Source organism: Mycobacterium sp. OAE908 (assembly GCF_017872775.1).
Classification (GTDB): domain Bacteria; phylum Actinomycetota; class Actinomycetes; order Mycobacteriales; family Mycobacteriaceae; genus Mycobacterium.
The window spans coordinates 1-23,531 of record NZ_JAGGJL010000005.1; the positions used below are offsets into that span (position 1 = coordinate 1).

23 protein-coding genes and 1 pseudogene are annotated in these 23,531 nt (G+C 62.2%); 15 read left to right on the plus strand and 9 right to left on the minus strand.

Translation table 11 applies throughout. From position 1 onward, the window contains the following. Window positions 1–136: 136 nt before the first annotated feature. From J3E61_RS34150 to J3E61_RS34180, 7 genes are all read right to left on the minus strand, one after another. Window positions 137–913, minus strand: a complete 777-nt coding sequence (locus J3E61_RS34150; RefSeq protein ID WP_210087072.1) for an acetoacetate decarboxylase family protein — start codon at window positions 911–913, stop codon at window positions 137–139. 114 nt (window positions 914–1,027) lie between these two features. Next, on the minus strand, window positions 1,028–1,231 hold the full coding sequence (locus J3E61_RS34155) for a hypothetical protein (RefSeq protein WP_210087073.1): 204 nt from the start codon (window positions 1,229–1,231) through the stop codon (window positions 1,028–1,030). Window positions 1,232–1,584: 353 nt separating this feature from the next. After that, window positions 1,585–2,010: a hypothetical protein gene (locus J3E61_RS34160; RefSeq protein WP_210087074.1), complete on the minus strand. Its 426-nt coding sequence runs from the start codon at window positions 2,008–2,010 to the stop codon at window positions 1,585–1,587. A 16-nt stretch (window positions 2,011–2,026) separates the two neighbouring features. Further along, on the minus strand, window positions 2,027–2,689 hold the full coding sequence (locus tag J3E61_RS34165) for a twin-arginine translocation pathway signal (RefSeq protein ID WP_210087075.1): 663 nt from the start codon (window positions 2,687–2,689) through the stop codon (window positions 2,027–2,029). Beyond that, a complete protein-coding gene (locus J3E61_RS34170; RefSeq protein ID WP_210087076.1) occupies window positions 2,617–3,261 on the minus strand; it encodes a hypothetical protein in 645 nt (214 codons plus the stop codon). Before J3E61_RS34170 ends, J3E61_RS34165 begins: the two co-directional genes overlap by 73 nt. Beyond that, window positions 3,258–4,085, minus strand: coding sequence for an SDR family oxidoreductase (locus tag J3E61_RS34175; protein WP_210087077.1), 828 nt, complete (start codon window positions 4,083–4,085; stop codon window positions 3,258–3,260). The genes J3E61_RS34170 and J3E61_RS34175 overlap by 4 nt, the downstream gene beginning before the upstream one ends. A gap of 37 nt (window positions 4,086–4,122) precedes the next feature. Beyond that, entirely contained in the window at window positions 4,123–5,028 is a 906-nt protein-coding gene (locus J3E61_RS34180) for an enoyl-CoA hydratase (protein ID WP_210087078.1), read from the minus strand. An 865-nt stretch (window positions 5,029–5,893) separates the two neighbouring features. Here J3E61_RS34180 and J3E61_RS34185 point away from each other — a divergent pair. The 10 genes from J3E61_RS34185 (at window position 5,894) to J3E61_RS34230 (ending at window position 16,808) form a co-directional block, all read left to right on the plus strand. Beyond that, window positions 5,894–6,703: an ABC transporter permease gene (locus tag J3E61_RS34185; RefSeq protein ID WP_210087103.1), complete on the plus strand. Its 810-nt coding sequence runs from the start codon at window positions 5,894–5,896 to the stop codon at window positions 6,701–6,703. Window position 6,704: 1 nt separating this feature from the next. Continuing rightward, window positions 6,705–7,568, plus strand: a complete 864-nt coding sequence (locus J3E61_RS34190; protein WP_210087079.1) for an ABC transporter permease — start codon at window positions 6,705–6,707, stop codon at window positions 7,566–7,568. A gap of 10 nt (window positions 7,569–7,578) precedes the next feature. Next, entirely contained in the window at window positions 7,579–8,769 is a 1,191-nt protein-coding gene (locus J3E61_RS34195; RefSeq protein ID WP_210087080.1) for an MCE family protein, read from the plus strand. Beyond that, entirely contained in the window at window positions 8,766–9,794 is a 1,029-nt protein-coding gene (locus J3E61_RS34200; RefSeq protein ID WP_210087081.1) for an MCE family protein, read from the plus strand. Before J3E61_RS34195 ends, J3E61_RS34200 begins: the two co-directional genes overlap by 4 nt. Beyond that, the gene (locus J3E61_RS34205) at window positions 9,794–10,906 is read left to right on the plus strand and encodes an MCE family protein (protein ID WP_210087082.1); all 1,113 of its coding nucleotides are present in this window, start codon (window positions 9,794–9,796) and stop codon (window positions 10,904–10,906) included. Before J3E61_RS34200 ends, J3E61_RS34205 begins: the two co-directional genes overlap by 1 nt. Next, on the plus strand, window positions 10,903–12,345 hold the full coding sequence (locus J3E61_RS34210) for an MCE family protein (protein WP_210087083.1): 1,443 nt from the start codon (window positions 10,903–10,905) through the stop codon (window positions 12,343–12,345). The genes J3E61_RS34205 and J3E61_RS34210 overlap by 4 nt, the downstream gene beginning before the upstream one ends. Then, on the plus strand, window positions 12,342–13,679 hold the full coding sequence (locus J3E61_RS34215) for an MCE family protein (RefSeq protein WP_210087084.1): 1,338 nt from the start codon (window positions 12,342–12,344) through the stop codon (window positions 13,677–13,679). The genes J3E61_RS34210 and J3E61_RS34215 overlap by 4 nt, the downstream gene beginning before the upstream one ends. Then, window positions 13,679–15,292 (plus strand): MCE family protein, encoded by a 1,614-nt coding sequence (locus tag J3E61_RS34220; RefSeq protein WP_210087085.1) that lies wholly within the window; start codon window positions 13,679–13,681, stop codon window positions 15,290–15,292. The genes J3E61_RS34215 and J3E61_RS34220 overlap by 1 nt, the downstream gene beginning before the upstream one ends. An 81-nt stretch (window positions 15,293–15,373) precedes the next feature. Continuing rightward, the gene (locus J3E61_RS34225; protein WP_210087104.1) at window positions 15,374–15,721 is read left to right on the plus strand and encodes a hypothetical protein; all 348 of its coding nucleotides are present in this window, start codon (window positions 15,374–15,376) and stop codon (window positions 15,719–15,721) included. A gap of 187 nt (window positions 15,722–15,908) precedes the next feature. Continuing rightward, complete coding sequence (locus tag J3E61_RS34230) at window positions 15,909–16,808, plus strand: alpha/beta hydrolase (RefSeq protein ID WP_210087086.1); 900 nt, start codon at window positions 15,909–15,911, stop codon at window positions 16,806–16,808. 20 nt (window positions 16,809–16,828) lie between these two features. Here the strand turns inward: J3E61_RS34230 and J3E61_RS34235 are convergent, their stop codons facing one another. Continuing rightward, complete coding sequence (locus tag J3E61_RS34235) at window positions 16,829–17,341, minus strand: hypothetical protein (protein WP_210087087.1); 513 nt, start codon at window positions 17,339–17,341, stop codon at window positions 16,829–16,831. A gap of 150 nt (window positions 17,342–17,491) precedes the next feature. Between J3E61_RS34235 and J3E61_RS34240 the strand changes: the two are divergent. The 3 genes and pseudogenes from J3E61_RS34240 to J3E61_RS34250 all read left to right on the plus strand — a co-directional run bounded on the left by J3E61_RS34240 (window position 17,492) and on the right by J3E61_RS34250 (window position 21,340). After that, window positions 17,492–19,485: pseudogene (locus tag J3E61_RS34240) on the plus strand (dehydrogenase). A gap of 2 nt (window positions 19,486–19,487) precedes the next feature. Next, window positions 19,488–19,718: a dihydrolipoamide acyltransferase gene (locus J3E61_RS34245; RefSeq protein ID WP_210087088.1), complete on the plus strand. Its 231-nt coding sequence runs from the start codon at window positions 19,488–19,490 to the stop codon at window positions 19,716–19,718. Window positions 19,719–19,804: 86 nt separating this feature from the next. Continuing rightward, window positions 19,805–21,340, plus strand: coding sequence for an AMP-binding protein (locus J3E61_RS34250; RefSeq protein ID WP_210087089.1), 1,536 nt, complete (start codon window positions 19,805–19,807; stop codon window positions 21,338–21,340). Window positions 21,341–21,349: 9 nt separating this feature from the next. On the opposite strand, the gene J3E61_RS34255 is transcribed toward J3E61_RS34250, so the two are convergent. After that, the gene (locus tag J3E61_RS34255; protein ID WP_210087090.1) at window positions 21,350–21,664 is read right to left on the minus strand and encodes a 2Fe-2S iron-sulfur cluster binding domain-containing protein; all 315 of its coding nucleotides are present in this window, start codon (window positions 21,662–21,664) and stop codon (window positions 21,350–21,352) included. Window positions 21,665–21,762: 98 nt separating this feature from the next. Here J3E61_RS34255 and J3E61_RS34260 point away from each other — a divergent pair, with 98 nt between their 5' ends. Together J3E61_RS34260 and J3E61_RS34265 are read left to right on the plus strand one after the other, a co-directional pair. Then, window positions 21,763–22,017, plus strand: a complete 255-nt coding sequence (locus J3E61_RS34260; protein ID WP_210087091.1) for a hypothetical protein — start codon at window positions 21,763–21,765, stop codon at window positions 22,015–22,017. 49 nt (window positions 22,018–22,066) lie between these two features. Beyond that, entirely contained in the window at window positions 22,067–23,512 is a 1,446-nt protein-coding gene (locus J3E61_RS34265; RefSeq protein WP_210087092.1) for an aromatic ring-hydroxylating dioxygenase subunit alpha, read from the plus strand. Window positions 23,513–23,531 lie beyond the last annotated feature (19 nt).

Sequence of the window (23,531 nt, forward strand, 5' to 3'; positions counted from 1 at the left end):
ACCGGCTTGGGCAGGAACTGGCCTTCTCAACCACCCTGCAGTAACCGAAATGCTCCTGCGCATAACAGAACACGAACTCGGCCTGGAGTCGGGAGCTCTCGATTAACCGGCCGCCGGTTAGAGCACGGCAGTTGTCCTAAAACGGAAAAGTCTCGGTTGGTGCCTGCAATGTCATCGAGGTCTTGCGGATTAGCATTGCGGCCCCCATCTCCTCGACGGGCAGCAGATGCAGTGGCGCGAAGTCGCTGGCGCCGGTGAGGCGCAAAGATCCTTCGCCCAACCAGACTTCGCCACCTTCCGGTGTCAACGTGGAGGGAATGAATTCCCGGATTGCTGCTGGCTGCCCGGCGATGGCCGAGGGAATGATTCGTAGATTCAACGCGGAGACTTCTGCGCCCTCCGTCATCGCCACCCGTTGCTGCGGTCGGAACTGTGCAAACGCTAACGGCACGCTGGCAGGCCGAGCGAGTTCAGCGGTGATAATCCCCAGTACGTCGTCACAGTTGTCGTCGAGGCGAATGGTTGCCAGCTGTTTAGGCCATCCCAGCCATTCTCGTCCGGCGACCATCGCCGGCTCGTTGGTCACGTAAATATGAACGATGTAGCGATAGCGGCGGCCGTCAAGGCGACACGAAATCGACTGGAACACTTCCCGATACGGGCCGGCTGGACTCACGCCGTAGGACAAGAATGCTAAGGTGCATTTGGGGCGTTCCTCGAGCGTCAGCATCGATGGCACGACTCGAGCAGCCATCTGCGCGTCGGTGCGGTAAGTGAATGACAGCATGTCCACGTCGCTGAAGTGGCAAGTGGAAGGCATAGGGTACGCAGGGGTGTGTACTGGTACGACCGCTGCGGTCCTGCAATCCAATTGACCCCGAATTTCCATGACTTCCTTGTCGATGGTCGTCACCGCAGTCGCCACCTTTCGTTCACGCAAACTGGTAGTAGGCCTGCGTGCCGCATGCCTAAACGCCTGGGCATCACATCGGCCGTCGGGCGCCGAATGATGATGTTATCATAATAACTAGTTAGTTTTTAACAGCGCATGGCAATATTGGCGGTATGCATGTACAGCGAACGAGGTGATTGTGATCTCGCGACCAAGATCCAGCGCCAATCCGGCCGCATCGGCCACCCGCCGCACAACAACTAGACGCGTGTACGCATTCATCGCCGCGCTATCCATCGCGGCGATAGCCGCAGTGCTGGCGGTGGTTTGGGTCATCATTGCGCCACCCGTGGGCGCAGAGCCTACCGACTGTAATGGTCCGTCCTGCACGGCTGGCATCACCGGGGGTGTGGCGCTTGGGGCTCCATGCGACAACACCACCTATTACGTGTTCGGCACGACCTCGTGGGGGCGGCTCGTATTCTGCGGATCGCCAAGGCGGTACGCGCCGAGATACTTTCGCGCACCGTCGATGGCGGGGGTCAAGAATCTGGGCGATACCTGTGTCGGCTTTGAGAACCAGGTCGCTCAGGCGCCTGACGGCATGTTCCTGACGTGCATTGCGCAAGGCGGCGCAACCACGTGGGTTCGCGGCGACGCCTGACGGCCCATTACGTCGAGGAGGACCGGCGTCACCAGTGGCGCAGAGAGCAAAGAGCTCCCTTTGGGCCGGCATTGGTGAAGACGACGGTACCGTCGATAGCAAGCGCACAGTGAAAGTTGTGATCAGAGTTCGCTAATGGGACCAACCCCACAACCATCGCCCATTGATTCGGATCGGCCAACATCACGTCGAGCACCCAGTGCTTGTCGGGGCCGACATCGGCTTCGACCTTCGGGCTGAACTCGTAAGGGTTGTGGCTGTATGCGGCGAAGGTCGGCGGATCGGTGTCGCGGTAGTAGATCTCGGCATGCACCGGTGATTCCGCCCAGAGGACGTACTTGACGTGATGGAGCGCGTCGTCAGCGCTTGACGCGGCCGTGGGTGCCTCGATGCCGATCGACACGAGCAACGTCAAGATCCCACCCAGGGCGCGGCCGCGACAGGGTAACGCCATCTACTGTATAACCGCCTTAGATCGGGTCGAACGACGAAATTAGCCAGGCGCCATGGACTTTCACCAGAGTCACCCGCACACTGCTGGCGGCAAGCACCGGCTCGGGCTTGTCCTTGCTGGCGGTGCTCTGGTTGACGAAGACAAGCACGACGGCGGAGTCAGATTGGAGTTCGGCAACCGCGGCGCGAACGACATTCGCAGTGGTCTTGATGCCCTTCTGCTGGGCGGCAGGGGTCACGATCTTCGTCGTGAAATCGTCGTAGTACGCCAGGAAGTCACCGGTCAGATGCGTCTTGGCGTTGGCTAAATCGCGGTCCAGGCTGTCGGGGGAGTACGAAAGGAGGACTACGGTGCCTTCCGAGGCCGCCCTGATCGCCTCGCGTGCGGCCACATCGTTGGTCTGCTGATCCGGACGGTACTGAAAATAGTAGATGGCTGACGTCCCGCCAACAGAGGCAATCACTAACAACGCCAAAAGAATCAGGCGCCATCGTATCCGGACGCGGCGCATCTTCCTCGAGATCCGGCCCGGCTCTCTTTCAGCGGTTGATGTTGTATCGCGGGACTCACTCTGGGGCGCAACGGCTTTGACATCAGCGTCGACGGTCATGGCACAAACTCCACTTTCGAAATCTTGAGCTGGCCTGCGTCGCGTGTCATCGTCACGGCAAGTCGCCATTCGCGCGGCTGATCCTTCGCGCCCGCGGCGTTGGTCACCTCAGAAGTCGCCGCGACAAGGACGACTGCGGAGGAGTCGGTCATTGACTCGACCGCAGTTGCCTTGACAGTGGCATGTGTAACCACTTTTGAGTCTTTGGCGACCTGGATGAAGTCGTTCGTGTTGGTCTCGAAGTCCTTCCTGAAATCGCCTGTCGAGTTGTCGATTATCCGCTGCACATCGTCTCTGGCCTTATTGAAGTCAAGCGACATCAGCGTCACGACACCCTGCCGTGCCGCCACGGCGAACTCCGCGCTCTGCTGTCGCAGATGCGCGGAATCACTGTGATTCCATAGCATTAGCCCACTCGCCGTGAGGGAGGCGAGCATGAGGATGGCAGCCGCCACGGCACCCAACGCTTTCCCAGTCGGTCGGCGCAGGTATCGACGCCACCGGCGCACACTCCCGTCGGGGGGCGTTTCGGCATCGGCCATGTCGGGCGCACTCGGCACATCATCGGTCTCGTCAATCTCGACCGCTGAGGTTGGTCGGTCGTGTACCGACGAGCGTCGATGCCGCAGCGTCGAGATCATGATGAGGTGCGTTGGGCCGGTACTGTGCTCGGCTGGGCCCAATCATGCGTCATTGCCATGAAACCTCCGTCGACGAGGACGTTGGAGCCAGTCATAAAGGATGCGTCGTCTGAAACTAAAAAGGCCACCACTGATGCGATTTCGTCAACATTGCCCAAACGCCCCACTCGGTCTATCAGGCTGCGCATGATCGGCTGGTGCGACAGCTCGGTGGTCGCCATTGGTGTATCGATGATCCCCGGCGACAGGGACATGAGTCGGGCGCCACGCTGCCACCAGGCCGCCGCGGTGCGGCGAGCGAGCCGGACGATCCCCAGCTTTGACAACGCGTAGGCGCGGGCGGTATCTGACAACTCGACGCCCGCGGCGCGCAGTCGTCCAGAAAGGTCGGGCGCGAGCGGATCGTCGAGGGCCGCAAGAACCGCGCCTGATACCGAAAGAAGGTGGCCGCCAACCGACCCGAACAGAACAGCTGCGGTCCCCTCGACCACAGCGCTGTCGAAGGCCGCGAGCAGGCGGGCGCTGCCAGTGAGGTTTACGTCCAGTATGCGCTCGCCGTCAGCCATATGCGGTGACAGACCAGCCGTCACAACAAGCGCGCCGAGCCGCTCGACCTTCGACGCGAGTGCTTCGCAAGCCGCGACGTCGGTCACGTCGCAGGTAAGGCTTTCCGCGCCAGACCCCAGAGACGCTGCTGTCCGCTCAGCGGCCACCTGGGAGAGATCGGCAGCGATTAGTCGCCGCGCCCCCTTGATTCGCCCAGCCACCGCCGCGCCCATGCCGGAGCCCGCACCGACGACGACATCAACGAGACCGTCGGTCACGTAAAGCACCAACCTTCGAACTTGGTCGCATCGCCCATCAGCCGCCCCCCACTTCCGTCTTTACCCGACTGGTAACCGGCGGCGGCTTCCGCAAGTTCGGGACCCCATCGCCCTCTTCGGCGATCGGCAACTTCGATTCATGGATCTCGGCCCAGTGGGAATGGTTGAGTTGGTGTAGCGCGAAGCAGGCATTGAGAGCGTTGTAGAAGCCCATGTTGTCCACCGACTGATTGACCGATTCCTTGATCAGTAGAGATGTGATTGTCGGTACGCGCGCGATGCGGCGTGCGAACTCGAGGGTCCGGTCGGCGAGTTCGTCGGCGGGGAACACCTTGCTCACCATGCCAAGGGCATGTGCCTCATCGACGCTCAACGCGTCACCGGTGAGGAGGAGTTCCTTGGCGCGGCGAGGCCCCAACTCCCAGGGGTGCGCGAAGTACTCGACACCGCACATCCCGAGCCGGCTCCCGACGATGTCTGCGAATTCGGTGTCATCGGCCGCCACGATGAGGTCGCAGGCCCACATGAGCATGAGACCCGCCGCGTACACCGTGCCGTGCACTTGCGCGATCGTGATCTTGCGAAGGTTTCGCCACCGACGGGTGTTGTCGAAGAAGTAGTGCCACTCCTGGAGCATTCGTTGCTCCGCCCCCGACCGGGTTGCCCCATTGATCCGCATGGTCGGATGCTGGTGCGGACCAGGGTGATGTTCCCGGACTGCCACTTCAGAGCCAATATCATGGCCAGACGAGAACATCGGTCCAACTCCGCCGAGAATGACGACCCTGACACGGTCATCTGCCTCGGCGCGAAGAAACGCGTCGTGAAGCTCAACAAGAAGTCCGCGGTTCTGGGCATTGCGGGCTTCGGGCCGATTGAGCATGATCCGCGCGATGCGGCCGTCATCGAGCGTCTCGTAGGCGACGTAATCGCCGTTTGCCACTGGGCCTCCTCGTCACGACACCGCGCACTTCAGGGATTCCATGCGGGTGCACACTATGTCTATGACTTCCTAGACCAGAATCTAGGATGCCTTAGGCTAACAATTCATTGTGCCGAACGCTAGTGGCTCTTACAGGCGCTGCTATTGCGCGCGAAAAGTCAAACCCTCCCGGGTACCTCAGCGCACCGTCACCCCCGCGGCCAACGCGATCGCGACGCCGTGGCCAATCGGACCGCGACGGTCGACCAGCGCTGCGCTGCCGGCCGCAATTCCACTGCCGCTGTGGTGCCGCCTGCTCGCCGGCGAGTACGCCGTTGCGTTTGCCGATCGGCGATCCGCACCGCCGACACGATGACCGCATCTGCCATGAAACTGTTCTTCCTAGTTCCAAGGACCTGCCTGGCCGACCTCCGTCGCTGGCTGCGCGATGATCGGTTGCACACCTGAAATTGCTCGCCCCCAACGTATCTGGCTGCGCTGGCGGCTCCATGCTCTTTGAAAACTCGTCGTAGACAGTTGCGGGATGACGAGCAAGCCTTGGCGCATCGGTTTGTCACAGCGCACAGATCGCCACCAGGCAAGTACCACTGCTAACCCGATCAACTAGCGGTCAAGAGTTCGGACGAACCTGTGAGCCGGGCCGAAGTTAACATATTGACCGATTAGTTAGAAGCTGATTCAATGCGACAGGTCGGCGCGACCGCCGGGCGGGAGGAGGACGATGTGGTCAGGCGGAATACGGGCTGGTACTCGGTACGGGGGCACTCGCAACTCGCCGGGGCCGAAAGATGATCAGACAAGGTGGAATTGGCCGTAAGGCCGACGCTGCCGCGGCGGCTGACGGCCGGAACCCGGCTCGGTCGTGATGCGCAACAGGGCGGCTGATCGATGGTGGGCTGGCTTGCCGCTGGTTCGCGATGCCGGGAGGCCGTTCCTGGCTATCGGCGGGCTGTTCGCTATGTCGGCCGATGCGGTGAAGTTCCTTATGCGCAAGCCATTTCAAGGACGAGAGTTGCTTGAGCAGTCCTGGTTCGTGGCGCGCGTTTCGATGGTGCCCACACTGCTGGTCGCGATCCCGTTCACCGTGCTGGTGAGCTTCACACTGAATATCCTCCTCCGCGAGCTCGGCGCCGCCGATTTGAGCGGCGCCGGCGCCGCGTTCGGCGCCGTCACCCAGGTCGGCCCATTGGTGACGGTGTTGATCGTTGCCGGCGCTGGAGCGACTGCGATGTGCGCCGACCTCGGTTCGCGCACCATTCGCGAGGAGATCGACGCGATGGAAGTCCTGGGCATCAACCCGGTACAGAGGCTGGTGACGCCCCGAATGTTGGCCTCTGGCCTGGTGGCACTGCTGCTGAACAGCCTGGTGGTTATCATCGGCATCCTCGGCGGCTACGCCTTCTCCGTCTTCATCCAAGACGTCAACCCCGGCGCCTTCGCCGCCGGCATCACGCTGCTGACGGGAATCGGTGAGGTGATCATCTCTTGCGTCAAGGCGGCGTTGTTTGGTGTGATCGCCGGACTGGTCGCGTGTTATCGCGGACTGACCATCACCGGTGGTGGCGCCAAAGCTGTCGGCAACGCGGTCAATGAGACGGTCGTGTACGCGTTTATGGCGTTGTTCGTGGTCAATGTCGTGGTCACAGCTATCGGCATTCGGATGACGGTCAGATGACGTGACCGGCGCAACCTTGAAAGCGGCGTACCCGCGGGTGTACCGGAGCGTCCGTCGGCTCAACAAGCCCGTCGACACTTTGGTCCGGGTCGGTGACCACACCGTGTTCTACGGCCGGGCGCTGGCGGGCGTACCACACGCTGCCAGGCATTATCGGCGGGAAACCATCCGCTTGATCGCCGAAATCAGCATGGGCGCTGGCACATTGGCGATGATCGGCGGCACGATAGTCATCGTCGGATTCCTGACGCTGGCGGCGGGCGGCACACTTGCCGTCCAGGGCTACAGCTCGCTGGGCAACATCGGCATCGAGGCGCTGACCGGGTTCATCGCGGCTTTCATCAATGTCCGCATCTCGGCACCCATTGTCGCCGGTATCGGGCTCGCGGCGACATTTGGCGCCGGCGTGACTGCACAGCTTGGTGCCATGCGCATCAACGAAGAGATCGATGCGTTGGAATCGATGGCGATCCGGCCGATTTCATATCTCGTCAGCACGCGCCTCATTGCGGGGATGATCGCGATCACACCCCTGTACGCGATCGCCGTCATCCTCTCTTTCGTTGCGAGTCGATCGGTGACCGTGGTGATCTTCGGACAGTCGCCGGGCCTCTACGATCACTATTTCTCGACGTTTCTGAACCCCATAGACCTGCTGTGGTCGTTCCTGCAGGCGATTCTGACGGCGATCACAATCCTCCTGATCCACACATATTTTGGGTACTTCGCGGCGGGCGGGCCCTCCGGGGTCGGGGTCGCAGTGGGTAACGCGGTACGCACTTCCTTGGTGGTCGTGGTTTCGGTGACCCTAGCCGTCTCGCTTTCGGTGTACGGCGCCAACGGAAATTTCAATTTGGCGGGGTAGGGAGCACAGGATGCCGCAGTATGTTGGTCGCCTGCTAGCCGGCTTGGCCACCGTTGCCCTCATTGCGGGCTTGATTGTCATCTCCGCCGGCTTGTTTTCGGGCAGCTTTACTTCCAGCGTGCCGGTCACGGTGATATCGCAACGCGTCGGGTTGGTGATGGATCCGGACGCCAAGGTGAAGATGCGCGGCGTTCAGGTCGGAAAGGTCGACAGGATAGAGCAACTGCCCAACGGCAGAGCCGCCCTTCATCTCGCGCTGGAACCCACGCAGCTCCAGTACATTCCGGCCAACGTGCTCGTCGATATCACGGCGCCGACGGTCTTCGGTGCCAAGTTCGTTCAACTGGTGGCGCCTGAGCACCCAGCCCCGCAACGCATGCACTCCGGGCAGGTCGTCGATGCTAACAGCGTCACCGTCGAGACCAACACGTTGTTCGAGCAGCTCGAGTCGGTGTTGTCGAAGATCGAGCCCACAAAACTGAACGAAACACTCGGCACACTGGCGAGAGCGCTGAGCGGGCGCGGACAACAGATCGGTCAAACAGTGGCCGACTTCGACCACGTTCTTGCGACGCTGGACCCAAGCCTGCCGAGCCTGCGCCATGACATCTCCGTAATGCCAGAAGTACTGCAAGCCTATGCAGATGCGGCACCTGACCTGGTCTCCATGTTTGATGCCACGACTAGGATCGGCCAGACGCTGGTTGACGAGCAGAACAACCTCGACGCGGTGTTGCTCAGCGCAATCGGGTTGGCCGACAATGGCAATGATGTGATCGGGAGCAACCGTCAGCCGGTAACCGATGTGTTGGGCCTCTTGGTTCCGACCACCGATCTGCTCAGCGAGTATGCCCCAGGGCTGAACTGCTCGGCTCTCGGAATGATCAAGTTCGCCGGAATGCCACTGGCTGTGCCGGGCGCTTACGTGTCGACGGGCTTGGTCCTCGCTCCTGAACGCTACCGCTATCCGGGTCATTTGCCGAAGGTCGCGGCGACCGGTGGGCCGCGTTGCGCGGAGATGAAACTGCCGGAGGTGCCGCCCAACTGGCAGCCGCCGTACCTCGTCACCGACACCGGTGCGAACCCCGCGCAGTATGGCAATCAGGGAATCCTTTTGAACGCTGACGGACTCAAACAACTGCTTTACGGCCCCATTGATGGCCCCCCGCGCAACGTTGCGCAGATTGGGCAACCCGGATGAGGCGGGCGGGCCGGGCAACCTTTCTCAAGGTCGCCGTCTTCGGAACGGTGATGGTGTTCCTTACGTCATTGCTATTCATGGTCTTCGGCCAGTACAGGGTGGCCGACACCGCCGGATACTCGGCGATCTTCACCGATGTGTCGGGCCTCAAGGGTGGCGACTCAGTGCGAGTAGCCGGCATCCGGGTGGGGACCGTGCAGCGCGTTGAGCTGCGGCCTGACAAAACGGTCCTCGTCCGATTCGACGCAGACGACAAGATCGTGCTCACCACCGGCACCAAGGCCGCCGTGCGCTACCTCAACCTGGTAGGCGACCGGTACCTCGAACTCGTCGATGGTCCAGGATCAACCAAGGTGTTGCCCACCGGGTCGCAGATCCCTGCAGACCGCACGGTGCCCGCGCTGGACCTGGACCTCTTGTTGGGCGGGCTCAAACCGGTAATCCAGGGCTTGAATCCGCAAGACGTCAACGCGCTCACGAGCGCCCTGATCCAGGTCTTTCAGGGCCAGGGACCGACGTTGGGATCACTCTTCGCCAGAACATCCTCGTTCGCAAACACGCTGGCCGACAACAGCCAAACGGTAAAGGCCCTCATCGACAACCTGAGATCGGTGGTGGCCACACTAGCCAAGGACGGCGACAAGTTCTCCTCCTCAATCGACAAGCTAGAACAGTTGCTCACCGGTCTGGCTGACGACCGCGACGAGATAGGGACGGCGATCCAATCGCTGGACACCGGCACGGCATCGTTGGCAGATCTGTTGGCCGCCGCCAGGCCCCCGCTTGCGGGCACGGTGGACCAACTCGGCCGGCTGGCGCCCATCCTGGATAAGGACAAGGATTTGATCAACGAAGCACTTGTCAAGGCGCCAGAAAACTATCGGAAGATGACCCGGCTGGGCTCGTACGGCAGCTTCTTGAACTATTACCTATGCGGCATGAGCATCCGCGTTAGTGACCTGCAGGGGCGGACCGCGGTATTTCCGTGGATCAAGCAAGAAGGCGGGAGGTGTTCGGACCAGTAATGCTGAAATACCGTGGCAATAAACTCATTCGGGCCGGCCTTCTTGGACTGATCCTGATCGTTTTGGTGATCACCGTCGGCCTGCAGCCCGAGCGCCTCATTTCGTTGGCGACGGCTCAGCGGTACCAAGCATTGTTCAAAGAGGCCGGCGGACTGGCCAAAGGCAATGACGTGATGGTGTCAGGCATCAAGGTGGGAACAGTGTCGGACGTGTCCTTACGACACGGCGATGCGTTGGTGACCTTCACCCTTCCCAGCAGCATCGTGCTCGGCTCGGAAACCACCGCCCACATCCGGACCGGTACCCTGCTGGGCCAACGGGTACTGACTCTTCAATCGGCTGGCGCTGACAGGCTGCGCCGTGGCGACATAATTCCCGTCTCCCGTACCTCGTCGCCGTACTCGCTGACCGAAGCGGTCAGCGATCTCACCACAAACACCACCCGCACCGACACTCAAGCCGTCAACCAGGCGCTGGACACGCTGTCTACGACTATCGATTCCGTTTCACCGCAACTGGGCCCGACGTTCGACGGTTTGACGCGAATCTCGCGATCGCTCAACGAGCGCGATCAGGGGCTCACCGATCTGCTCCGGACCGCTAGCGACGTCACCGGCATCTTGGCCGAGCGCAGCCAGCAAGTCAACACGCTGATACTCAACGCCAATGATCTACTGTCGGTGCTGGAGGCTCGCAGGCAGGCAATCGTCGACGTGCTAACCCAAGTTTCGACTCTCTCACAACAGCTTTCCGGCTTGGTGCACGATAACGAGGCCGACCTGGAACCAGCGCTGCAGAAACTCAACTCTGTGACGGCGATGCTGGAGCACAACCGTGACAACATCGCAAAAGCCCTGCCTGGCTTAGCGAAATACCAGACGACCCAGGCTGAAGCCGTGTCCAGCGGGTTCTTCTACCAGACCTATATCCCGAATATGAGTGCGGCCGTGCTGCAGCCTTTCCTGGATTATGCCTTCGGTTTCCGCCGTGGAACAGACGCCGGGCAACCGCCGGATAACGCCGGGCCGCGCGCGGAGATCCCCTTCCCTTACAACGGGATTCCGCAACAAGATGACCGCCCAGCGTCCGATCATTCCGGGGGCCAGCCATGATCTCGCGCAGAACGACAGCCGCCGTGCTCGCCGTTGCCCTATCGGCGTTTGTCGTCGGCGGAGTGACCGTGATAACTCGGCAGGCGTACTTCACACCAAAGACCATCAACGCCTACTTCACGTCCGCGACGGGAATCTATGCCGGCGACGAGGTACGGGTGTCTGGTGTGAAAGTCGGCACTGTCGAATCCATTCAACCCCAAGGGGATAAAACGGAGTTGACACTAGCCGTCGACCGCGACGTTCCGATTCCTGCTGACGCGAAAGCCGTCATTGTGGCCCAAAATGTCGTCGCGGCGCGCTACGTCCAACTCGCACCGGCGTATCACACGAGTGGTCCCCTGCTGGCCGATGGCGCCGTTATCCCCGTGGAACGGACCGCCGTACCGGTCGAGTGGGACGAGGTGAAGGCCCAGCTGATGCGGTTGGCCACCGACCTGGGACCGACTGGTCAGGCATCCACCACGTCAGTGGGCCGGTTTATCGATAGTGCTGCCAACGCATTGGATGGCAACGGCGAGAAGCTGCGCCAAACGCTGGCTCAACTGTCGGGTGTCGGAAGGATCCTGGCCGACGGCAGCGGCAGCATTGCCGACATCATCACCAACCTGCAGACGTTCGTTACCGCGCTACGAGACAGCAACACCTCGATCGTGCAGTTCCAGGATCGGCTGGCCACGCTGGCCAGCGTCATAGACGACAGCAGGTCGAGTCTCGACGCGGCATTAAAGGACCTGTCGGTGGCGGTAGGCGACATCCAGCGGTTCATCGCGCAGAGCCGCAACCACACCGCCGAACAGATCCAGCGGCTCGGCAACGCCACCCAAAACCTCGTGGATCACCAGAAGAGCCTCGAACAAGTGCTTCACGTGGCACCGAACGCAGCGTCAAACGCTTACAACTATTACAACCCGAACAGCGGGGCTCCCGCAGGCGCGCTCGCCTTCGCTCACTTCCAAAACCCAGTGCAATTCCTCTGCTCAACGATCGGGGCGATTGAGAACACGACGGCGCCGGAAACGGCGAAGCTGTGTGCGCAGTATCTCGGTCCTGCATTGCGATTGCTCAACTTCAACCATCTGCCGTTTGCGCAGGCTCCGTTCCTGGCCCCATCGCCGGCGCCGGACAAGATCATCTACAGCGAAGATCGTCTGGCGCCCGGCGGCGACGGGCCGAAGCCGGGGTCGCCCGAGCAGCCGCCAGCGGTGTCGGCGTACACGGGCCTGCCCGGAGCCGATCCGGCGGGACCGCCGCCGCCACCCCCACCGGCACGCATCCCCGGGGTAGCGACACCGCTCCCGCCGCCCACAGATGCCACCGGCTTTACACCCGACCAGCTCAGCCCGGCCGATGCGGCGCACCTGCCGCCGGATCCGCCACGACCAGCGCCGCCGAGCCTGCCAGAGATGCTCCTGCCTGCGGAAAGGCCGACACCATGACGCGGGTCAGCAGGACGCGCCAGTGGTTGATCATTGGCGTTGCGGCGACGTTCAGTGCGGCTGGGTGTGCGTTTCACGGCGTGAATTCATTACCGCTGCCGGGAGCGGTGGGGCGCGGGCCGAACGCGAAGGTTTATCACGTCGAGATCGCCAATGTAGGCACACTGGAACCGAATTCGCCCGTGATGATCGACGACGTGGTCATCGGCAGCGTCGGCGCGATGGAGGTGAACGGTTGGCACGCCGACGTCGAGGTCTCCGTGAGACCTGACGCAGTCGTGCCGGCCAACGCTGTCGCCACGGTCGGGCAGACCAGCCTGCTTGGGTCAATGCATTTGGAGCTGAATCCGCCGTTGGGTCAGCTCCCGCAGGGGCAGCTCGCATCGGGCGCCACGATTCCGCTTGTCAGGTCGTCGAGCTACCCCTCTACCGAGCAGACATTGGCCTCCCTGTCGGCGGTGGTCAACGGCGGCGGGCTCGGGCAGATCGGCGAAGTCATCCACAACTTCAGCGCCGCGCTATCGGGGCATGAGGACCAGCTCCGTGATCTGCTGATCCGGCTGAATGATTTCGTCGGCATACTCGACGAACAGCACGACGACATCATCGCGTCGATTCAGGAGTTGAACAGGCTCGCCTCCACATTCGCCGCGCAGCGCGACACGATTACCCGAGCGCTGCAACGGATCCCGTCGGCACTTGATGTTCTGGTGCGGGAGCGGCCGAAGATCACGACGGCGTTGCAGAAGTTGGGAACATTCAGCGACACCGCAACTCAGCTCGTCAACAACACCCAGCAGGATCTAGTGCACAACCTGCAGAATCTGGAGCCGACGCTCAAGGCACTCGCCGATGTCGGCCCGGACCTGGACAAGGCCATTGCGGCGTTGCCGACGTTTCCTTTTCCGCAGGCCTTGATCGACCGGGGTGTGAAGGGCGATTACATGAATCTCTTTGCTGTCTTCGACCTCACGGTTCCGCGGCTGAAGCGGACGTTGTTCCTGGGCACGCGCTGGGGTCAGCCGGGGGCGCCGCTGGTGCCGGCGCCGGGCGACCCCTGGTATTTGAACTATAGCTACGACCCGCTGAGCGCCGGACTTACCGCGCCGGGCGCGGGCGCGCCACCGGCAGAGTCTGCCCCGAGCGCGGCTGCGACGACCCAGCCCGCAGAAGCAGTGCCTATGCCGCGTTACGCCGGTCCGATCCTGCCCGCGGTGCCGTCGCCGGAAGCGGACGCGGTGGCGCCGCCGACGTCCCCAGGTGCGTATCCCTTCGCTGGACCGTACGGGGACCAAACACCCACGGCGCCGGCGCGCTCTGAGAGTGGACGCTGATGTTGACGCGGCTTGTGCGAATCCAGTTGAGCATCTTTACTATTGCCTCCGTCGTCGGGGTGCTGGTCACGGCATTCGCCTATCTGCAGGCACCCACGTTGCTCGGCATCGGCAGGATCACCGTCACCCTCGAGCTGCCGACCACCGGAGGGCTCTACCGGTTCTCCAATGTGACCTACCGTGGCGCACAGATAGGGAAGGTCACCTCCATCGACTTAACACCCGGCGGCGCACGAGCCACGCTTTCGCTCAACACGTCACCGAAGGTTCCAGCGGACCTGCAGGCAAAGGTCCGCAGCGTTTCGGCGGTCGGTGAGCAATTCGTCGATCTGCAACCGCGCATCAACTCTGGACCGTACCTCGTGGATGGATCGGTCATTCCCATGCGGGACACCACCATTCCACAAGACGTCGGTCCAATGCTCGATCAGGTGAGCGCCATGATCAACAGCATCCCCAAGGACCGGCTGGCTGACCTACTTGATGAGTCGCACAAAGGCCTGAACGGTGCGGGCTACGACCTGGGATCGCTGTTCGACTCGTCGGCCAAGCTGTCCGGCGCGATCAACTCTGTCGCCGACCAAACCCGTGGCCTTGTCGACGATTCCGGGCCGCTGTTGGATTCACAGGCCGCGTCTGCCGACTCGATCAGGATATGGGCCCACAGCCTCGCGAACATCACCCAGACGGTGGCCGACCGTGACCAACAGGTACGCACCATTCTCCACACCGCCGACGGCGCCGCGAATGAGGCCTCTGCGCTTCTCGAACAAGTCAAACCCACACTGCCGGTGCTGCTCGCCAACCTGAGCAGCCTCGGCCAAGTTCTCGTCACCTACCACGCCTCGGTCGAGCAGCTGCTGGTTCTCATGCCACCGACCGTTTCGTCATATCTGTCCTTCGGGCCAGAGGGCAACGCAACCGGAATCACCCTGGGCGACTTCGCCCTGTCGATCTCGGATCCCCCCGCATGCACCGTCGGATTTCTGCCCCCGTCGCAGTGGCGATCACCAGCCGACACCACCACGGTTGACACGCCCGACGGCTTGTACTGCAAGCTGCCGCAGGATTCCCCGCTGGCCGTGCGCGGCGCTCGCAATTACCCGTGCATCGCAAACCCCGGTAAGCGTGCGCCGACGGTCGAAATATGCGACAGCGACAAACCATTCGAACCACTGGCCATGCGTCAGCATGTGCTCGGACCGATGCCATTCGATCCGAAGTTGGTCACGCAGGGCGTTCCTCCCGACGACCGCGTGGATTTCAACGACCGCATCTTCGGACCGGTCGAGGGAACCCCAATGCCGCCGGCGGCGCCTTCCGAAACGTCAGCGGCACCTGCCGAAGCGCCGCCGGCACCGGGCCCAGTGGATGCGCCACCCTCGGGTAACTCCGTCAACGGCGCCGCCATTCCGCCACCGGACGATGGGGGACCGGCCACGGCCCCGAGTGCATTCGCCGACAACGAATCCCGACCCGGGCCATCGGTGGCGATCGCGTCGTACAACCCGCAGACGGGCTTGTATGTCACACCCGACGGGAACGCTTATCGGCGTGGCGATCTCGTGGTGCCCGGCCACTCGAAGACGTGGAAAGACATGCTCCCGACATAGGAGACCATGGTGAAGATCATGACGCTGAAGGTTGTGCTGCTGGCAGCGGCGTTGGCGCTCGCACCGGTCGCCAAGGCTGAGATGTTTCCCGGAAACTATGAGCTTCGTACGGACTGGGACCCAACACATTCCTGGGTGTGGCAGGTCACGGCATGCGGCGTGGGATGTGTCTACATCAGCGCCATCCCGCGACCCAACGGAGGTGCTGCGCCCTACTACGGAAGCGCGGACCTGGCCGAAGGCCAGTACAGGTGGGACGTCGACGTGCACACCGGGCTGGTCTGCTTCGGTCATGCCCTCCCGACCCACAACACCTACACCTGGGATCCTGCTTCATTAACTGGTTCTGTGAGTGTGGCTTTCGATGTTGGTTGCAGCGGTGAGCCAGCTGGAAGTTTCACATACTCGTTCGCGCTTGCACGGTTGTAGATCGGCGACGCAAGGATCAATCTAATTGACTAATTAGTTTTGTGCTGGTTGAATCGCAGTAAGCCGCCGCTGTCGAACGGGCCACCGCACGGTTCGACAGCGGCGGGCCGCTTATACCTCCAGGAAGAACCCCCAAAAGCCGCTCGTCAGCTACCTACCAGACGATCCGAAACGGAGGAAAGCAACTATGGGCGAGACCGCATTTCACCCGGAGTTGCGTAGAGTCGCGCGGTTCGCGCCGAGAAGCTGGGTCACACCGAGAACATTGCGGCTGATGAGGATTCTTGCTGGGCTTGCTGAACCACGCGGAATCAAGGACATCGAGGTTCATACCGTCGATCGGCATGTGAGCGTCAGGATGCACACACCGGCCACCCTCAGTCGGCCAGCACCGGCCTTACTGTGGCTCCACGGTGGCGGATATGTGATGGGATCTGCCCGACAGGAGGACAAGACGTGTCGAGCACTCAGTCAGCGGTTGGGCATCAGCGTGGCCGCAGTCGACTACCGGCTCGGACCCGAACACTCATATCCTGCCGGGCTCGAGGACAGTTACACCGCTCTGAGATGGCTTTCGAAACAACCCAATGTTGATGCCGAGCGGGTGGCGGTCGGCGGCAACAGTGGGGGCGGCGGATTGGCGGCCGCCCTCGCAATCCTGGCACGCGACCGTGGTGAGATACCGCTTGCCGCGCAGATCTTGAAGTATCCAATGCTCGACGACCGAACTGTCGCACATCGAGAAAACAAGCGGCGTTACCGGCTGTGGAACGAGCGGAACAATCGATTCGGGTGGGCGTCGTATCTCGGCGACGCCAACCCCGAGGACGCTGTTCCGGCCCGACGGCACGACCTCGCCGGACTGGCGCCGGCATGGATCGGCGTAGGCACACTCGATCTTTTCTACGACGAGAACGCTGCATATGCCAAGCGGCTCAGCGACGCCGGTGTGCCCTGCCGGCTTGAGGTGGTGCCGGGAGCCTTCCACGCCTTCGACGACTGCGTCCCACGCGCCAGTATCTCTCGTGGGTTCTTCGATAGTCAGTGCGCGATGCTCCGCGAGACGTTCCAGCCCACGACTTCGTGAAATCTCTCTTGCGCCATGCTCTAAGCGACCTTGCGCATGGTGAACGGCATCCTGATCACTAGCCATCTATTGACGCCACATGCCCCGCTCGGGCCGACCGTTCGATCTTCGCCCGCGAACTGGATTGCCTCAGATTGGCGCATCAGCACCGAACCGTCTTCGGCCACCCCCCAAAACCGAATCGTCTGGCGTCCCGGTGCCGACGTGCCATCGGCGCACGGCTCCCAATTCGGAATGTCTCGACGAACCTCCCAGGCGCCGCCAAAATAGATCAGTCGCTCGGTCCAACCCGCGTCACTGGTCACCGTGCCTTCGCAGGAAGTGGGACCGCTACACGTCGAAGTGACGGTCCACGTACTCGTGACCGTCGCTTCATCACGATATGAGTCACGCGTCATCGCCCACTCGCCCATCGAGCGCGCGATAAACGTCCCGTTGATCGGCATTTCATCCGTAATCGCCTGGGCGGACGGGGCAGAGACCGTCACCAGTGTCGGTGCGAGTAGTGCGGCGACAAACCACCGTGAGCGCATCAGATTCTCCTACAGGAGCGTCGACTGCCAAAGGCCGCCGTTCCCAACGGTTGTCAGACAGTATCACTCATATATTGATTGTTTAGTTAGAAACTGATTGAATCGCGGTAGACCCCGCCGCGGGTGCCCGCGACAGACAAGGAGGGTGTGATGGCCAACAGCGTGAACCAGGATCCGCCGCCAGAGGTGTTACGCCGGATGTTCGAAATCATGACCGAGATCAAGCAGACCGACGACCGGTTCCGCGTCCTGCTGTCGAGCGGCCAGATCAGGTGCACCTATTACTCACCCCGAGGCCAGGAGGTGATTTCGGCCGCTTTCGGCGCGGTTCTCCGGCTCGACGACTATGTCGTGACCACTTATCGTGGTCTGCACGATCATCTGGCGAAGGGAGTGTCCCAGCGCGAGCTGTGGGCTGAGTTCCTCGGCCGCAGCACCGGGACGTGCAAGGGTAAGGGCGGCCCCATGCACATCACGGACCCCAAGACAGGCCTGATGGTCACCACGGGGATCGTGGGCAGCGGAATCCCAATTGCGAACGGCTTGGCGCTGGCGTCGACCCTGAAGGGCACCGATCAGGTGACCATTGTGAACTTCGGCGATGGCGCGTCGAATATCGGAGCGTTCCACGAGGCGCTCAACCTGGCGGCAGTTTGGAAGCTGCCAGTCGTGTTCGTGTGCCAGAACAACCGCTACGCCGAGCACACGCGCTACGAGGACGGCACGAGCGTCGCGCGCATTTCCGATCGCGCCGCGTCATACGGAATGCCCGGTGAGACGGTCGACGGCAACGACGGCCCCCAAATGTATGGTGCGGCCCTGCGTGCTGTGACACGCGCTCGCACGGGCGGTGGTCCAACGCTGGTCGAGGCGCTCACTTACCGGTTCTGGGGCCACATCTTCGGTCCCGACGACATGGCCTACATGCCTACCGAAGAGCGTGCCGCCGCCATGGCGAATGATCCCGTTCCGCGCTTCCGGGCCCTCCTCGTCGAGCAGGGCACCGCCACCGAGGAGGAGTTGGCTGCGATCGAGGCCTCCGTCGAGAAACGCATCGACGACGCCGTCGACTTCGCATTGGCGAGCCCACCCCCAGATATGAATGAGCTACTGGTCGACGTCTATACGGAAGCGGTGACGGCATGAGCACAGGCAAAAAAGAAATGCTCACTCTGCCAACGGTTTTCGCCATCAACCAGGCCTTGGACTTAGCGATGGAGAAGGACCCCACAGTATTCTTGCTCGGCGAGGACATATCAGACCCGACCGGCGGCGGGGTATACAAGGCGACGCAGGGCCTGTCCTCGAAGCACGGCGAACACCGCGTTCGCGCGACCCCGATATCCGAACAGGCGATCCTCGGAGCCGCCATCGGCGCCGCGGTGGCCGGCATGCGGCCCGTCGCCGAGATCATGATGATGGACTTCTTGACCGTCTGCATGGACCAGCTCGTCAACCACGCCGCCAAACTGCGCTACATGTCGGGTGGACAGACCGGGGTTCCGCTGACCGTGCGGTGCTCAGCCGGCGCCGGCCTTCAGTTCGGTGCTCAGCACTCGACCATGCTCGAATCGTGGCTGATCCATGTTCCCGGTCTCAAGGTCGCCATTCCCAGCTGCGCCGCCGACGCCAAGGGTCTGCTCAGCGCCTGCATCTTCGATGACGACCCGTGTGTCCACATCGAACAAACGGTGAACTACTTTGTGCCCGGTCTGGTTCCCTCCGGCGAGCATGTGATCCCGCTGGGCAAGGCCGACATCAAGCGACCCGGCGCGGACGTGTCGCTGATCAGTTACGGCAATGAAGTCAACCTCTGCCTGCAGGCGGCCGAGAATCTGAAGGCAGAAGGTGTTGACGCCGAGGTCGTCGACCTGCGCACCTTGGTGCCCCTCGACGAGCGGGCGGTCCTGGAGTCGGTGGCCAAGACCAAGCGCGCGGTGGTCGTGCACCAGGCGGTGCGACGCGGCGGCTTCGGAGCTGAGCTCAGCGCGCTCATCACGGAGAACCTGATGGGTGAGCTGCAGGCACCTCCGGTACGGGTGGCATCACCCAATTCCCCTGTGCCGTACGCGATGGAGCTCGAGCAGGCCTTCGTGCCGCAGGTGGACTCGATCATCGATGGCGTAAGGCGGGTACTGAAGTAACCATGGCAACACCGATCAACATCCCGAAGCTCGGAATGGCCATGACAGAGGGAGAACTCGCCTCCTGGATTGCCGCGGACGGCTCCACCGTAGAAGCCGGCGACATCATCTACACCGTCGCGACTGACAAGGTCGAAAATGACGTAGAAGCGCCCGTCAGCGGAACACTACGCCACATCGGCATCGAGGGGGAAACGTACGCCGTCGGCGAAACCATCGGCGAGATCGAATAACACAGTGCGCGATCACACCCGCGTTGTGTTGCGGCTGCATCTGCATCACTCGAGCGACTAACCGCAGCGGGAAAAGGGAGACGGCGATGTCGATTGCCAGTCGGCAGAAGGCACAGAACTGCCCCGGCGCGATGGCGTTGGCTGACGAACGCCAAACGCTCACCTGGGCTCAGCTCGACGACGTGCTGAACCGTGCAGCTAACGCGTTGCTCGACATGGATCTCGGTCGGGACAAGCGCGTGGCTGTCTATGCGGAGAACTCCGCGGAAACCGTGATCGCGCACCTCGCCGCCATCACAGTCGGCGTTTCAACTGTGCCCGTAAACTTTCACCTCACAGCCGCCGAAGTCGCCTACATTCTTCGGGACTCCGGCGCTGCGGCGCTATTCGTCGGCCCTGAGAACGCCGAGACCGGAGTCAAGGCAGCCACCGACGTCGGGGTTGCAGCGGTCATCGGTTGGCGGTGCGACGCCGAGCCGCCACTTGTCCGATGGGATGACTGGCTGGGTGATGCGGCGTCGACCGAACCTCCGAGCGACATGCCACCAAAACCATTCCTGCACTATACATCCGGGACGACAGGGCGGCCCAAAGCCACTGAGACGCCCCCGCAATCGTTTCCCGGCGGAACCAGCGTGGCAGAGCATTTCGACAGACTCGTCTCGCCTGCCGCTGACGGCCCAGCGCTCGTGGTGAGCCCGCTCTATCACACCGGCACACTGGGATTCGTGCGAGTGCTGGGCACCGGGACGCCACTGGTGGTGTTGGGCCGATTCGACGCCGAACGCACACTGTGGGCGATCGACACCTTCGGTGTGGCGACGACGATGATGGTGCCGACGCACTTTCAGCGCCTGTTGAAGCTGCCGACCGAGATCCGCAACAAATACGACACGTCGACACTGCAGCAGGTGGCCCACACCGGCGCGGCATGCCCGGTCGACGTCAAGCGCCGGATGATCGAGTGGTTGGGACCCGTCTTGGTCGAGGCGTACGGCGCGACGGAATCGGGCACCACCAATGCCATCACATCGCAGGAATGGCTTGAGCACCCTGGTTCGGTCGGCAAAACGCTGCCGCCGTTCGAGCTGCTCGTCGTCGACGACGACGGCCGCGAGCTGGGCCCAAAAGAGGTGGGGCAGCTGTATTTCCGCGATACCACGGGTCGTGGAATCGTCTATGCGAACGACCCCGACAAGACGCGTGCGGCCCATCTCGCACCGGGTGTCTTCACGCTGGGGGAGATGGGTTACCACGACGAGGACGGCTACCTGTACATCACCGATCGCGTGTCGGACATGGTCGTCAGTGGCGGCGTGAACATCTATCCAGCCGAAACGGAGCTCGTGCTACTGGAGCATCCCGCAGTAGGAGACGTGGCGGTGATCGGCGTGCCGAATCCTGAGATGGGAGAGGAGCTCAAGGCGCTGATTGTCCCGTCCAATCTGGATGACCCTCCGGCCACCGAAGAACTCGACCGTTACTGCCGAGAACGACTAGCCGGATACAAACGCCCCCGCTCGTACGACATCGTCGATGACATCGGACGAAACAGCATGGGCAAGGTCAACAAAAGACTGCTGCGGGCGCCGTACTGGCCAACCGACCGCACCATCGGCTGACGCTCGCTTTCACTCCGTACGGCGCACCCCGATCTTGCGGACGACGACGTCCCCGGCCGCCTTGACCTGACACGCCAACCTATATCCAACACCGCCGCCCGGCAGCGTTCGGCGGATCCCATCGAGCCCCTCGTGCTCCCACGGCTCGACCGGCGACAGGTGCTCTTCACCTTCGACGACGCGCAGCACGCAGGTCTTGCACGTTCCCGCACCGCGGCAGATGGTGGGCCACCAGAGATCGTTGCGCCACGCTGCCTCGATGATCGTTTCGCCGGCCGCGATGTCGAAGCTGATATCAGACGGTTGCACGCGGACGGTCGCCATGTCGATCACAGTCCTAAAACGTCGCGACAAATTAACTAATCAATGATTATAATCTGAAACCGGATGACTTGACTCGATTTCGGCGAGGAGCGTGTTACATGAGGATTCGCCACGCGTTCACCGGTTACGTGTACGAGGACATGGGGAATGGGCTGGTGAAGGTGACGGACCCGGCTACCGGCAACGACGGGATGTTCGACACGGAGGGGACGTGGCAGTCGGGCGAGCTCACCTACGCCGACTGTCACATGTGCCGCGCCGTTGGGGGACCCAAGGGCGCTGACCTCAGCATGCTCGGCAGCTCCCCGCCTACCCAGGACTCGGCGCACCGCGAAGCAGACGTCACGAGCTGAGCATCGAATCCAGCGTGACACCTCGACCACTCGAGAGAGGACGACAACCGTGACCGACATGAAGGTCAATGCCACTGACGGGCCCCCACCGGGGCAAGCCCGCGCGAAGGGGCCATCGATCCAGGAGCTTCTCGACGACGAAACCCTTGACGTGCCATGGGTATTGCGACAGGAGCGCTATGAATTCATGGGAGATGAGGATCTGCCGGCCGATCGCTATTTCTCACAAGAGTTCTTCGAGCGCGAGGTGGACAAGCTCTGGCCCAAGGTGTGGCAGCTCGCCTGCTTCGAGCAGGACATCCCCAACGTCGGCGACACGATCGTGTACGACATCGTCGATTGGAGCTTTCTGATCGTTCGGGTAGCACCCGACCGCATCAAAGCGTTTTACAACGCCTGCCTACACCGCGGGCGTCAGCTGCGCACCAACGATTGCGCGGCCGCGCGCCTTCCCGAGCTGCGGTGCCCCTTCCATGGCCTCGCATGGCACATCGATGGCTCGTTCAAGGAGGTTCCACCGTCGATCGCGTTCGACTTCCCCCACATCGATCCGCCCAAGTTCGGGCTGCCGGAGGTGCAGTGTGAGACGTGGGACGGCATCGTCTTCATCAACATGGACCCGAATGCCGAGCCGCTGCGGGACTTCCTCGGGGACCTGACCAAGCACTTCGAGCGGTGGCCGTTCAACGATCGCTGGAAAGCAGCCCATGTCGCCAAGGTGATGCACGCGAACTGGAAAGTGACGTTGGAAGCATTCCTCGAGTCGATGCACGTCATCACCACTCACCCGCAGATGAATGCCGGGCTCCTTGGCGGTGACGGGTCCAACTGTGAATACGACGTGTACGAGAACTTCTCCAGATCGATCATGGCGCCGCCGATGCCGAACCCCAACCTGCCGTACGAGGTGACTGAGCAGGAGCTAATAGCGGAGATGTTCAACCGAGGCGGTGTGCAGACCGAGGGCGGATATCAGCCCCAGGGAGATGCGCCCGAGCTTCCCGACGGCATGACGGCCAGGGGGCTCCTTGCGGAGGTGGGCAGGCAGCAGGGCAATGGTGCCGGAGGCGGCGCTGTCACAGTGGCAGGTTCCCCGATGACGGTCGTCGAGGCAACCTCATCAATCTGGTACAACGTCTTCCCGAACTGGTTTCCATGGTCGGGGCCGATCTTCTACCGGTTCCGCCCGTACGGTCATGACCCAGACAAGTGCATCATGGAATGCATCTTCATGGTGGCACTGCCGGCGGGCACAGAGCGACCGCCCGCTGCGGCCATTCACTGGCTGAGCGAGGACGAAGACTGGACTGCCGCACCCGAACTCGGTGCGCTGGCCGAAATCTTCAACCAGGACACCGCCAACATCCCGCAAATCCAGCGAGGGCTGAAGTCGCTCGCGCACGGAAAGCCGACCAAGGGCATCACCCTGGCGAACTACCAGGATGTGCGAATCCGCCACTTTCACAAGCTCATCGACAAGTACCTCGACGCCTGAGAAACCGAAACTGGAGAAC